Origin of the sequence: Dictyobacter aurantiacus, from assembly GCF_003967515.1 — a bacterium.
Classification (GTDB): domain Bacteria; phylum Chloroflexota; class Ktedonobacteria; order Ktedonobacterales; family Ktedonobacteraceae; genus Dictyobacter; species Dictyobacter aurantiacus.
The window spans coordinates 5,309,241-5,321,221 of sequence record NZ_BIFQ01000001.1 but is presented as its reverse complement, the minus strand read 5'-3'; the positions used below and the strand labels follow the sequence as shown (position 1 = coordinate 5,321,221).

Sequence of the window (11,981 nt, the reverse complement as noted above, 5' to 3'; positions counted from 1 at the left end):
TCCACCTCATTCTGATGGCAGCGACCATCTCCACGGAACTTAAACCTGATCGCGAAGATGGTCGCGAACAGCTTTAGAGCAGGCCGTCCTGGCCGGATTGTGGATCGTTGATACTGTTGCCGTTACCACCTGTGGGAGCACTGTTGCCACCACCGAAGGTGCCACCGAGACCACCCATGCGGCTGGCGGCCTGGCTCTCCAGTTGCTTCTGCAGACCGTCGAGGATGCCGGAGACCGCCTGCTTGGCCTCAGGGGTAAAGCGCTCACCACCTGGCACGCGACCGGCGTACTGGTCGATGACGTCTCCGATGTGGTTTTCTAGCTGCTGGCGCGCGGAGTGTAGCGTATCATCGATAAAACCTTCTTGCTGTGGATTGCCTTGATTTTGCATGGTCATCCCTCCTGATAAAAAAGAAAAACTAGAGCTTTTCTTCTATCACGATCCGCAAGGGCAACACGCTTCTGGCAAGAAATATTAGGGTTGGGGCTCCAACTGGACCAGGGTTCCATCCTCATCGATATTAAAGACCTGGGAGGCCTCGTCGATGTAGCGGTTGTCAGGGGTGATCTGGAATGCGCTGGCAAAGCCAGGCTGCGCGCCCATGGCGCTGATGCTCTTCTGGTAAATGCCCGGCTCCAGATCCACCAGATACTCACCACCTGTGACGCCACTTGCCTGTACCACGTTCTTCCAGCCGACATCCTGCTGGTCACTGGATACCTGTTGATCAATACGGAACTCTCCTGGCTCCGTCAGGCGCAGATCCACCGGGATGCTAACACGTACTTTCATGGCGACACACTCCTTTATAGTTACTCAGTATCCTAAAACAATCTCCATGCTTGTGTGACTAAAACAGGAAATCATACTATTTTTATCTATTAAAAGTGGCGTATCATCATTCCTGATAATGTCGCAGTAGCACTTAACCTTCCTTACACCGCATTACCAGGTATTTACCTTCCTGCAGCCTTATTATAGCATGCACGTCAATTTCTGCACAGCGACCACGCGAGCGGTTTGTTTTAATCCTATGGCGCCTACACTTCTAACACGGCCATTGCGTGCTATTCGTTACATCACTTAGGCGAAGAATACGCCTGTTTTCCCTGCAAACACATTCATGATGAGATGCCGAACCGGCGGCCACGGGGTCTCCGCTCCCGTGGAGGGCTCCAGGTCCAGGCAAGCTCGACACCTACCCTGAAAGGCGACGGTGAGCATCTCATCATTGTGAAACTTGCATTTGAGGGATCGCGTATGGAATAGAGCGGACACGATCAGCTTTATTATAGATGGAGTCCTATTCTTTGTTTTGTAGAATCCGCTTTATTCATTACCAACTGGCCTCATATACGAGAAAAATGTATTGTGAAAGGACGATAAGATGGCAAGTACAGAGATGCAGGGCAGGGTATGCCTGGTAACGGGCGCGAATAATGGTATCGGCAAGGTGACGGCGCTGGAACTGGCACGGCGCGGGGCGCATGTGATTATGGTGAGCCGCAACCGGGCAAAAGGCGAGGAGGCGCAGGCCGAGATCAAGCGAGAGAGCGGCAACGAGCAGGTGGATCTGCTGATCGCCGACATGTCTTCGCTGGCCTCGGTGCGCCAGCTGGCACAGGAGGTCAAAGACCGCTATCCACAGCTGCACGTGCTGATCAACAACGCGGGCGCCATGTATAATAAGCGCCAGGAATCCGTTGATGGTATCGAGAGCTCCTTCGCCACCAACTATGTTGGCCCATTTCTGTTGACCAATCTGCTGCTCGACCTGCTCAAGGCCAGCGCGCCGGCCCGCATCGTCAACGTGAGCTCGACAGCCCACAAGATGGGCAAGATCGACTTCAACGACCTGCAGAGTGAGAAGAGCTACCGTCCGATGGGCGTCTATGGCTCCGCCAAGCTGGCGCTGATCCTCTTTACCTATCAACTGGCTCACCGCCTGGAGGGGACCGGTGTCACCGTCAACGCGCTCCATCCTGGCGTAGTTGGCACCAGTTTCTTCGGCGATGGTCTGCTGGGCAAACTGGGCAAGCTCGTCATGCTCTCGCCCGAAAAAGGGGCACAGACCACCATCTACCTGGCCACCTCGCCCGACGTCGCCAACGTCAGCGGCAAATACTTCGATAAAAGCAAGGCGGTCCCCTCTTCCAAAGCCTCCTACGACGAACAGGCCGGGCTGCGACTATGGCAGATCACTGAACAATTGATCGAACAGAAATCCGCCCAGGCCGCCGGGGCATAACCATAAATAGACACGGCCGCGCTACACTCATTGTTTATATGAGGCGCTCGGCCGCGTTTTATCTATCGTCTGCATGGACAGAGAAACGTGTAGCAAAATCTACCTACGGGCCTGCCATTCGTGCTCCAGCATACCATACAGCAAGGTATCCCACCAGCGATCATGCAGCCAGCGTTTCTCGCGTAGACGCCCCTCCTGGCGCATGCCAACCTTTTCCAGCACATGCCCTCACGAATTCTTTCCATCGGTCAGGTCCTTGTCTTCCATCTCCCAGGCGTGATCCAGCGTGTGAAACGCGGTGTGCCGAATCAGATACCGAAGCGGCCAGGTTCGGGCCATTTTGCCCTCTGAATGGAACGCTCGAATGGCGTCGCGGTAGGCATCGCGGTACGCTTGCAAGCCCTCATCGATCAGCATCGCATCTTGAGGAATAGGCACCCCGACCTTCTTTGCCCACTCTTGCTCAACGCGAATCGTATGATCGACGATCTGGTCCCGGTCACGCCCTCCCCCTCGCGGACCCTTCTGCATCTGAGCCGACACGCGCAAACGCACGCCGTCGAAAAATGCCCAGCACGCCTGCATCAGGGTCAGTTCACGTTCCAATTCTTCGCTCGCCAGGTCTTGCATATCGATGCTTGAAAACGCGAACGAGATGCCCCAGAAGTCGGTTGAGCCTGTGCCTGGATAGCGCTCGACGATGTCAACCGTGGTGAGAGCTACCAACTCTCCATCCATCCCAGCCAGCTTTGCCACCTGGGCATAGCGTGGAAGATAGGCTTGCAGCCGTTCAATCGCGGCCTCCTCGGTCTTCGCACCACGCTCTAGACCAGGCCAGTCCGGTGCCACGGCCACTACCTTCTTGCCTTTTGGTCCCATTTCAAGCATCACCCGAAGTTGATTCACCATCTCTGCTCTCCTTATGGTCAAGTGGTCAGGTCTTTACCTCTTTGCCTTTTTACTCCTTTTCTCACTATAGTACCACCAAAACCGGTCAGAACCTACCCTCATATTGGCAGCTTCATCTTCCAGAGAAACATTTTTTACCTCAACCGACTGCATAGCCGAACCTGCGCATTATATGGCAAGGTGGTCATGTTTGAGAGCAAAGATTGCTCACAGGAGGGCATTTTCGATCATTGCGTGTTTAATGAGCATGGTCGAATGGGGAGGAAAAATCAGCCACGAGGGCCGAACCTACCTTCAGGTGCGCCGAGATGGTGGTTTTCAAACGAATAAGCGCGCTATAATGTGAATATGGCAATAATACATCTGGACACGATAATTCAGGCACCGGTTGAGCGCTGCTTCGACCTCTCGATCAGCGTCGATGCCCATAGCGGCTCTATGAGCCATACCCGGGAACGAGCCATAGCTGGCGTGACCTCCGGCCTGATGCAGCTGGGCGACGTTGTGACCTGGGAGGCGGTCCACTTCGGGATCAAGCAGCACCTGACCTCGAAGATTACCGCCTACGAGCGCCCCTCGCGCTTCGTTGATGAGATGGTGCGGGGCGTCTTCCAGGAGATTACCCACGTCCACGACTTTCTTCCCCAACCCGATGGAACGACCCTGATGCGCGACACCTTTATCTTCCGGGCTCCCCTCGGCATCCTGGGTCGGCTGGCGGAGACGCTCTTCCTCACCCGATATATGCGCCACCTGCTGCTGGACAGGAATCGCTATCTCAAGCAACTCGCCGAGCAGAATGGCTCATAAGTTCTGGCCTTGTCCATATTTGTGAGCTCCCACCCACTCACTGCCAGGAGACATCACATGAGCTAAACAATCATGTCCCCATGGTCTCTGATGCGACCGGCTCGTTCCAGGCGACGTGGTGGGAGTAGATCCAATCGAGGGAGGCCGGGTTGGCAAAGAGCTTGAAGACGAGCGGCAGTGAGATGTCACGTAGCCACACCTGCACGGGATTGGTCGCGACCTTGGTATTACTCACCTGGCGACCGTAACGAACGACACGCTCGTCGCGTGCACGGCGCTGACGCTCATAAGAGGCAAAGGCGGTTGTAAGATCCTGCTGATCGCGCAGGCATTTTGCCAGCACGATTGCATCCTCTATCGCCATCGATGCTCCCTGGCCAGCGCTGGCGGAGACGGCATGCAGCGCATCACCAACCAGGACCATGCCCTCCCTATACCAGATAGGCTGGGTGTGGATATCGTAGAAAGGGTAGCCGATGATCTTGCTATCGGTAGCCCGAATCATATCAGAGATGAGAGGCATATCATCGCGGAAGAGATCAAGCATGCGCGTCTGCCACTCATCGCTCTCGATCATATCGACCTCCCCACGTCCCGGCTCCGCTTTGCGCGGATAGTTGACGAACCAGTACATCTCACCGGAGGTACTGACATGATAGCCAAAAAAGGCGCGTGACCCAAAGACGAAATGCATTGTGTTCTTTGTAGGCGGAAAGCTGGAGTGCTGCGCGAAGCCACCGATACTGATCAGGCCGGTATAGCGGGGGGCGGGCGCGTCTGGATTGATGAGGCGCCGGATGCGCGAGTGAACGCCATCGCAACCCGCCACGAAGGTGCCTTCCGACCGTGTGCCATCAGCAAAGGTAGCGACCACGCTCTGGGCGCCGGATTTTAGATCTACCAGCTTCTTGCCATAATGGATCTTGATCCCTTTACGCTCCACCTCCTCGCGCAACACCTGGTGCAGGCGCGAACGCAATATATTGATGCTGGGGGCCCCGACCTCGATTCTGGCCCCATTGTGGACCTCACCCAGAGGCTTGCCTTTGCCGCTCCAGCTGACCATACGCGGGATCGGCGATCCTCGCTGTACCACCTCGTGCTCAAGCCCAAGCTCTTTAAGGACGTGGAGTCCATTGGAGGCCAGGTTCAAAAAGCTGCCGCCGTAGTCGGTAGACGCGGCCCTGGCCTCATAGATTTCGGCCTCGATTCCTGCCCGCTGCAGGAACAGGGCCAGCACCGGCCCCGCGACCCCGAAGCCAATAATCAATGCCTTCCTGGCAGACCTATTCATAGCGCTTTTTCCTTTTCTTTTTTATACCTTTGACCATATCGATAGCTCCAATCAGGTTCACTGGTGCCTGAATGCTGACGTAAACATTATCCGTACGCATCTTTGTGCTTGCCCTTTCAAGGTAATCACACATGCAAACTTCTGCATGCAAGAGAAGCATACCGGGTTGAGAAAAAGAACACAGGGGCCAAAAGTCTACCTTGAGGTACCATTTCCGCGCCTGCTCTGTTAGGGGCCAAAAGTCTACCTTGAGGAGATATGTGAGCGGAATACGATAAAAGCGGAAATGGTCGCTAGAGCAGGGAGAGTTCACGGGCCCGCGCCACCGCATGGGTCCTGTTCTCCGCCGCCAACTTCAACATGAGGTTGCCGACATGCTTCTTGACCGTCGTAAGGGAGATCACCAGGCGCTCGGCGATCTCATGGTTGGAAGCGCCCTGAGCAAGCAAATTCAGAACATCCTGTTCACGTGCCGTCAGCGGCTCAGGCAGGGAGGAAGCGGTGGGCGGCAGTGCTATTGCTGAGGGGGTAATGGGCTGCTGCGCTGCCGCAAAGGAGGCGAGCAACGTTCTGGCATAAGCGACCTGGGCCGGTGAAGCGGTGGGCGGCCTGTGAGCGGAGTCGAGAAAAGCCAGGAGCGCCTGACGCATCGGCTCACCGGCATCGAGAAAGACGCGTCGGTACCCCTCGGATTCGGCGGCAGCAAGCAGGCGGGAAAGCGCATTGAGCGCGTCTTGCGTAGCCCCTGAGGCCTGCAGAACAGCCACCTGCAGCGCCAGAATGGCGATAACGCTGCCCTTGCGCGCGACCGGCTCGGCCGCCCTGAGCAGAGTGGTTAGCATGCACAGGGCGCGCTGATAGTGCCCACAAGCCAGGTATACCAGCACCAGCGCCAGGTATACACGCTCCCGGCTGTAGAAGGGGGTCTCATGACGGTAAGCGGTATGCTCGGCCCAGTCGAGCGCCGGCGCCAGCTCTCCTCGCGCAAGCCAGAGGTGGACCTGGAGACTCTCGACCCAGGGGAGAAAGAGCGGGATGGAAGCGGCACGATTCACCTGCTCTAGCGCGCGCAGAGCATGCTCCGCTCCCGCGAGATCCCCCTGCGCGAGACAGGCGCGGGCCAGCACATCATAAGCCTCTACAAGGATGTCCATGTACTGCAAAGGGGCCGTCACCTCAATGGCACGCAGGGCCGCGCTCTTCGCGTCCTCTAGCTGATCGCGCTCATAGGCCAGCTGCGCCTGGAAGGAATCAGGATAGGCAGACAGAGGGGCCGGCACCCCCAGCTTCTCGATCAACTGGCGCAGGATCTCGCTGTAGTCGCGCGCCTGCTCCAATTGTCCTAAGGCGATCAGGGCCACGATCAACCCCCATAGGGTAGGGACAGCCTGAGAACCATGCTGCTCGCTCCAGGGATTCTTCCACTCTTCCTGCAGGGCCGCCACTATCGGAGGAAAGTTTCCGGCCAGGCGAGATGCCATCGCCAGGCTTCCCAGCGTGTGCTGCCTCCACACGGCATCATCTTCCTGCGGCAGCTGCTGCAGCGACTCCGCAAAATTGTTCAGCCGCTCCACATCTCCATCCGAGAGCGCCTTGACCCCCATGTTCCATACCCTGAGCACGGTAAGGCGGTGCCGCAATAAATCTCGCTCGGCTGGGGACAAAGAAGCGGGCGACTCGCTCTGTAAGAGCGCCTCCACCCCTTGTTGAAGATGAGAGAGATACGCCTGTTCTGACTGCTGCTGATGGGGGAAAGGAAACAACAGATTGAATGCCAGCACATAGCTGGTAGCGAGGCGAGGATGCGCGAATAACACCTCATCGGGCAACTGCTTGATCCAGGTCAGCAGCATCTGCAGCTCTCCCTGCAGGAACAACCGCTCACTATAGTCCTCAAGCAGGTCCGCCACGAAAAAGGGGTCCCGTGAGAGTTGGGCGTGGCGCAGCGCCTCGTGCGGCATGCACTGATGCTGATACCATAGCGCGGCCTCCCGCTGCAGGCGCGCGACCCGCTCCGGCCAGACTGCCTGCAGACGAGCTTGCAGCACTTCGCGGAAGAGCAGGTGGAAGCGATACCAGTACCGCTCCTCGTCGAGCGCGACCAGAAAGAGATGGGCACGCTCCAATTCCTCTAGCATCTGCTGACTGGTCTGCAGGCCAGTTACAGCCTGGCAGAGATCGGCGTTCAAGCGATCAAGCACCGAAGTCTGGAGCAGGAAGCGTTGCTGCTCCTCGGGTAGGGGCGCCAGAACCTCTTCCTGCACATAATCCAGGATAAAGCGATGGCTACCAGCGAACACCTTGCTGAATACGGCCCCCCTGTTGTTCCGGCGCAGGGAGAGACCGGCCAGTTGCAGGCCCGCCAGCCAGCCTTCTGTACGCTGCTCCAGCAGGCACATCTCCTCCGTTGAAAGGGCCAGACCCATCACGTGGGTAAGAAAGTTGGCGGTCTCGTCCGCGCTAAGGCGCAGGTCCGCCTCGCCGATCTCTACCAACTGGCCACGCGCCCGCAGACGGGCCAGGGGCAGTGGAGGATCGACACGGCTGGCCATCACAAGATGCAGACAGGGCGGCAGGTGCTCAAGGAAGAAGCGCAGCGACTCATGGATTGCCGGTTCGCTCACCACGTGATAGTCATCAATAATGAGAACCGCATCCTGTGCGAGCATGGATAGCTCATTGATGAGCGCGGTCAGAACGTTGTTCAGCGGCGGCGCCTGAGGGGCATGAAGCAGCGCCAGCGTGGTCTCACCCACCCGCAAGCCAGCCTTCCTGAGCGCGGCGACCACGTAGCTCCAAAATCGCGCTGGAGTCGTATCCAGTTCATCCAGTGAGAGCCAGGCAACCGGGTCGCCGCATTGGCTTGCCCAGGCCGAAAGCAGCGTCGTCTTGCCGGAACCAGCCGAGGCTAAAAGCAACGTCACAGGAACCGCGCGGCTCTGATCAAGGGCTGCCAGCAGTTGTGGACGCGTTAGCAGCGCCGCACGGCGTGGAGGTATCGTGAAGCGGGTTAACAGCAGGTCTGATTCAAGCATAGATACCTCTCATTTATAGCCAGCCCTCATACATACTAATGCTCGATCAGTGATAAAGCTACTTTAGCATAGAGGCTTCAACACTGTCAATTTGAGTTCGGTAACGAACAGGGCCACCAGTGTCACAGACGAATCCTGGGAATGGGAGACGCCCGCATCCCGAAAACCGTGGCGCTCGTAGAGCCGCAGCGCCGGATTGCGGCGATCGACGGAGAGGCTGAGAGCGGGTCGTCCCTGCTCCCGCGCCGACCGCAGCAGAGCCTGCAACAAGGCGCCACCAACACCCAGTCCGCGCGCTCGCTCATGTACACCGATCGTCAGCTCAGGGATGGACTCAGAAACGAAACCGTAGCCAGGCGCTCCGGCGGGGAATAGTCGGTACCAGGCCGCGCCGAGTGGCTCCTGTCGCTCATTGACGGCGATCCAGCCGCTATCACCCTCGCGTCCCCAGCCGGCTAGATATTTCTGGTTGACCGACATAGTCAGGGCCCGTTCGCGCCCGATCTCACGCATCGTTGCATCAACAGCAGCCGCCTCATAGAGCATATCCCACAGGAACGGCAAGTCGCCGGCCTCGACTGGTCGTAGAGTATATGGAGAAGACAAATCGACTTCCTTTCAATGAGCCATGATTGCTCACCTGTATAAATACGTCCCAATATTCTCTACAAAATCGCGTCCGCCGTCAACTCTTCTCATGATCCACGTGGGGCGTGATCGTAGAGCAGGAGAAGTTGCCAGCAAACACGGCTCATGCGATAATCTCTATCACACTACACATATAAAGGGGTGATTCATGCAAAGCAACACTTTTGAGCGCGTACAGCACTTCCTGCTCAGGGATAATCTTCAGATGACGCTCAGGCCGGCTCGGACCGAGGATGCCGGGGAGCTGCTGACCTTTGTGGAGCAGATCGCAGGCGAGAGCGAGAATATTAGCTTCGGTCCCGGCGAGTTTGGGATGACGGAGGAGGAGGAACGGGCCTATCTGCAGCAGGTGGCGGCGACTCCCACCAGCCTGTACCTGGTCGCCGAGATCGCCGGCGAGATCGCGGGAACACTGACCTTTAACGCGGGCAAGCGGCCACGCGTGCGCCATGCGGGCGAGTTTGGCATCAGCATCGCGCGCAAATACTGGAACCTGGGCATCGGCGGTCGCATGCTGACATACCTGATCGACTGGGCCAGGCAGAGCGGCATTATTCGCAAGCTCAACCTGCGCGTGCGCGTCGATAACCTGGCGGCCATCCACCTCTATGAAAGGATGGGCTTCGTCCACGAGGGACGCGTCAGCCGCGAGTTCTACGTGCGCGACCAGTTCGTCGACGTCTATCATATGGGCCTGCCGATCGACCCCTTGCCAGAAGCATAGGTGCGAGCAGCCCTCGCATTGATGAGTCTATTTTCGCCTGCCGTGTAGCAGATGAATCTTTATTCATTTAAACACGAATGCGCATTAGTACTATGCTGTATTGCCTGCCGAATGAACATCTGTTATACTCCACAATTGTACACATCAGCAGGGTCGCCGCATTTATATATATTTATGCAAAAATTATAGCCCTGGCTTCTTATTATACGTACGTTTGTATTGCGTCTCATTTTGTATCAACTGTGTCTGTACAGAATACAAATACAAATCTGCAGATGTATTATATGCATCTCATTTTGTATGCAGCTTATTTTGTAGTATGGCGTTGTGAAGGAAAAAGCGTATGTTTCGTTTAGTTTCCTGGTTAATCTATCGTTTCCTGGGTCCAAAGGTTGGCCGCATCGTTACCGGCTCCATTCTCGCTTTACTTGGACTGCTGGCGTGCTTTAGCAATGTGTGGCTGGGCCTACTTGTGCTGGCCTTCGGACTCTTCCTGCTTGGACTCGGTATTTTTAAAACGGGTCCTGTGTCGAAGGTCAGCAGCGCAGCCTTCGGACAGCCACAAACGCTGGGCCAGTATGGGCAGCCGTCCTATCCCTCCCAGCCGGCCAACGCTTATGGGCAGTATCCCGCTCAGCAGCAGCCAGCCAGCCCTTACAACCAGGCTCCCTACGGGCAGTATCCCGCTCAGCAGCAGCAACCATCCAACCCTTACAACCAGCCGCAGGCTCAGTCGGGTGCAAACTATGGCCAGGCTCCTTATGGTCAGCCGCAGGCTCAGTCAGGCGCGAATTATGGCCAGGCTCCCTACGGGCAGAACCCCTATGGCCAGCCATCGGCCCCATCTGGCATGAACTATGGCCAGCCGCAGGCTCAGTCGGGCGCGAATTATGGCCAGGCTCCCTACGGGCAGAACCCCTATGGCCAGCCAAATAACGGAGGCTATGCGCAGCCGCAGGCACCTTATGGTCAGCCGTCGCATCCATATCCCCAGCAATAAGGGAATGGAGCCCTCTGAAAAGTGAGCATGCGCGTGTTGTGGCGACCTCAAGGTTGCCACAACACGCGCATGCTCACTTTTCAGAGCGTGAAGAAAGGATATCAGCATGACTGGCAGCTATATCGATCCCGGCGAACAGATCAGCGCTCGGTGGCTGACGGACGTCCTGCGCCAGTCCGGCGTCCTCCCACAGGGCGAGGTGATCTCATTCGAGCAGCGGGATACGGGGGCCTTTAATTCACAGACCCATCGCCTCGTCCTGCGCTATTCCAGCGAGGCGCCACCCACCGCGCCAGGCCACGTCGTTATCAAGCGCAACGCGCACCAGGATGGCTTCGACGAGGTCACCTTTTATAACTGTGTGGCGCAACTCCCAGATCATCCGAATGTGACCATCCCCTGCTACGCGGCGGCCAGAGATAAGGACAGCGGCGACTCGTATCTGCTGTTCGAGGATCTATCGGAGACGCATGCGCCCCCCGTGACGCGCGATCAGCAGATCGGCATCGTGGAGGGCGTCCCCTCACAGCAGGCGATCGAACAGGTGGTTGATACGCTGGCGCGGCTGCACGCCTACTGGTGGGAGCATCCGTTGCTGGCGACCAACACGTTCGAGGTCGGCTACTGGTCGCGTAACCGGGAACGCTTTGAGCAATATCATCAGCGGCGCCAGCGTTCCTGGCGTAACCTGCTGGCCAACAATCCAGACTGGATTCCCGGCGATGTCCGCGAGCTGTACGAAAGCGTTCTGCAGGCGCTTCCCGCGCACTGGGAGCGTTATCTGGAGCCCCGCTTCCGCGCTGGCACGCAGATCACGCTCGTGCATGGCGATGCCTACTTCGCCAACTACCTTACTCCCAAGAACGACGCCAGCGGGCCCACCTATCTGCTGGACTGGCAGTCGCCGAGCTTTGACCTTGGGGCGTATGATCTCGCCAACCTGTGCGCGGCGTTCTGGACCTCAGAGCAGCGCCAGCAGGACCAGCGCGAACAGCGCATCCTGCGCCGCTATCTCGCGGGTCTGCACTCCCATGGCGTCAATCACTATAGCTGGGACGACCTGCTGCTCGACTACCGGCACGGCCTGGTCTTCTGGTTGCTCATGCCTGTGCAGGACGGCTCGGACGGCTCCCAACGCTCCTACTGGTGGCCCAAAATGCAGTGCCTGGTCACGGCGTTTCGCGAGTGGGATTGTCGCGAGCTGCTTGGGATTGCACCATAACCGCTTCTGGCCTCCCAACCGACTCACATGGGTCGGCCTGGGAAGCCACGAGAAGCGGTGTCGTGGGGGCAGGGGGCGGCAAAGCTGGGG

Annotated in this window: 12 protein-coding genes; 5 read left to right on the top strand and 7 right to left on the bottom strand. The window is 57.6% G+C overall.

Annotated features, from left to right (window positions below; genetic code table 11):
* Window positions 1-73: 73 nt before the first annotated feature.
* Window positions 74-391 (bottom strand): hypothetical protein, encoded by a 318-nt coding sequence (locus KTT_RS21315; protein ID WP_126598002.1) that lies wholly within the window; start codon window positions 389-391, stop codon window positions 74-76.
* An 84-nt stretch (window positions 392-475) separates the two neighbouring features.
* Window positions 476-793, bottom strand: a complete 318-nt coding sequence (locus tag KTT_RS21310; RefSeq protein ID WP_126598000.1) for a hypothetical protein — start codon at window positions 791-793, stop codon at window positions 476-478.
* Between the two features lie 595 nt (window positions 794-1,388).
* On the opposite strand from KTT_RS21310, the gene KTT_RS21305 reads away from it, so the two are divergent.
* Window positions 1,389-2,249 (top strand): SDR family oxidoreductase, encoded by an 861-nt coding sequence (locus KTT_RS21305; RefSeq protein ID WP_218030952.1) that lies wholly within the window; start codon window positions 1,389-1,391, stop codon window positions 2,247-2,249.
* Window positions 2,250-2,348: 99 nt separating this feature from the next.
* Here the strand turns inward: KTT_RS21305 and KTT_RS36420 are convergent, their stop codons facing one another.
* Window positions 2,349-2,471 (bottom strand): GNAT family protein, encoded by a 123-nt coding sequence (locus KTT_RS36420; protein WP_126597998.1) that lies wholly within the window; start codon window positions 2,469-2,471, stop codon window positions 2,349-2,351.
* Between the two features lie 6 nt (window positions 2,472-2,477).
* Window positions 2,478-3,158, bottom strand: a complete 681-nt coding sequence (locus KTT_RS21295; RefSeq protein WP_126597996.1) for a hypothetical protein — start codon at window positions 3,156-3,158, stop codon at window positions 2,478-2,480.
* Window positions 3,159-3,506: 348 nt separating this feature from the next.
* Here KTT_RS21295 and KTT_RS21290 point away from each other — a divergent pair, with 348 nt between their 5' ends.
* Entirely contained in the window at window positions 3,507-3,968 is a 462-nt protein-coding gene (locus tag KTT_RS21290) for an SRPBCC family protein (protein WP_126597994.1), read from the top strand.
* Between the two features lie 70 nt (window positions 3,969-4,038).
* On the opposite strand, the gene KTT_RS21285 is transcribed toward KTT_RS21290, so the two are convergent.
* The 3 genes from KTT_RS21285 to KTT_RS21275 all read right to left on the bottom strand — a co-directional run bounded on the left by KTT_RS21285 (window position 4,039) and on the right by KTT_RS21275 (window position 8,903).
* Window positions 4,039-5,262 carry an FAD-dependent oxidoreductase gene (locus KTT_RS21285; RefSeq protein WP_126597992.1) on the bottom strand — a complete coding sequence of 408 codons (1,224 nt, stop codon included), beginning with the start codon at window positions 5,260-5,262 and terminating at the stop codon, window positions 4,039-4,041.
* A gap of 293 nt (window positions 5,263-5,555) precedes the next feature.
* Window positions 5,556-8,297: a winged helix-turn-helix domain-containing protein gene (locus KTT_RS21280; RefSeq protein ID WP_126597990.1), complete on the bottom strand. Its 2,742-nt coding sequence runs from the start codon at window positions 8,295-8,297 to the stop codon at window positions 5,556-5,558.
* A gap of 63 nt (window positions 8,298-8,360) precedes the next feature.
* Entirely contained in the window at window positions 8,361-8,903 is a 543-nt protein-coding gene (locus KTT_RS21275) for a GNAT family N-acetyltransferase (RefSeq protein ID WP_126597988.1), read from the bottom strand.
* Between the two features lie 190 nt (window positions 8,904-9,093).
* On the opposite strand from KTT_RS21275, the gene KTT_RS21270 reads away from it, so the two are divergent.
* The 3 genes from KTT_RS21270 (at window position 9,094) to KTT_RS21260 (ending at window position 11,891) form a co-directional block, all read left to right on the top strand.
* Window positions 9,094-9,669 carry a GNAT family N-acetyltransferase gene (locus tag KTT_RS21270; protein WP_126597986.1) on the top strand — a complete coding sequence of 192 codons (576 nt, stop codon included), beginning with the start codon at window positions 9,094-9,096 and terminating at the stop codon, window positions 9,667-9,669.
* A 343-nt stretch (window positions 9,670-10,012) separates the two neighbouring features.
* Window positions 10,013-10,669, top strand: a complete 657-nt coding sequence (locus tag KTT_RS36560) for a hypothetical protein (protein ID WP_174844792.1) — start codon at window positions 10,013-10,015, stop codon at window positions 10,667-10,669.
* A gap of 106 nt (window positions 10,670-10,775) precedes the next feature.
* The gene (locus KTT_RS21260) at window positions 10,776-11,891 is read left to right on the top strand and encodes a phosphotransferase (protein ID WP_126597984.1); all 1,116 of its coding nucleotides are present in this window, start codon (window positions 10,776-10,778) and stop codon (window positions 11,889-11,891) included.
* Window positions 11,892-11,981 lie beyond the last annotated feature (90 nt).

Coding starts and splice junctions, on each gene's coding strand:
- KTT_RS21285 (WP_126597992.1), bottom strand. CDS start 5,262: ATGAATAGGTCTGCCAGGAAGGCATTGATTATTGGCTTCGGGGTCGCG.
- KTT_RS21260 (WP_126597984.1), top strand. CDS start 10,776: ATGACTGGCAGCTATATCGATCCCGGCGAACAGATCAGCGCTCGGTGG.
- KTT_RS21305 (WP_218030952.1), top strand. CDS start 1,389: ATGGCAAGTACAGAGATGCAGGGCAGGGTATGCCTGGTAACGGGCGCG.
- KTT_RS21290 (WP_126597994.1), top strand. CDS start 3,507: ATGGCAATAATACATCTGGACACGATAATTCAGGCACCGGTTGAGCGC.
- KTT_RS21310 (WP_126598000.1), bottom strand. CDS start 793: ATGAAAGTACGTGTTAGCATCCCGGTGGATCTGCGCCTGACGGAGCCA.
- KTT_RS21270 (WP_126597986.1), top strand. CDS start 9,094: ATGCAAAGCAACACTTTTGAGCGCGTACAGCACTTCCTGCTCAGGGAT.
- KTT_RS21315 (WP_126598002.1), bottom strand. CDS start 391: ATGCAAAATCAAGGCAATCCACAGCAAGAAGGTTTTATCGATGATACG.
- KTT_RS21280 (WP_126597990.1), bottom strand. CDS start 8,297: ATGCTTGAATCAGACCTGCTGTTAACCCGCTTCACGATACCTCCACGC.
- KTT_RS21295 (WP_126597996.1), bottom strand. CDS start 3,158: ATGGTGAATCAACTTCGGGTGATGCTTGAAATGGGACCAAAAGGCAAG.
- KTT_RS36560 (WP_174844792.1), top strand. CDS start 10,013: ATGTTTCGTTTAGTTTCCTGGTTAATCTATCGTTTCCTGGGTCCAAAG.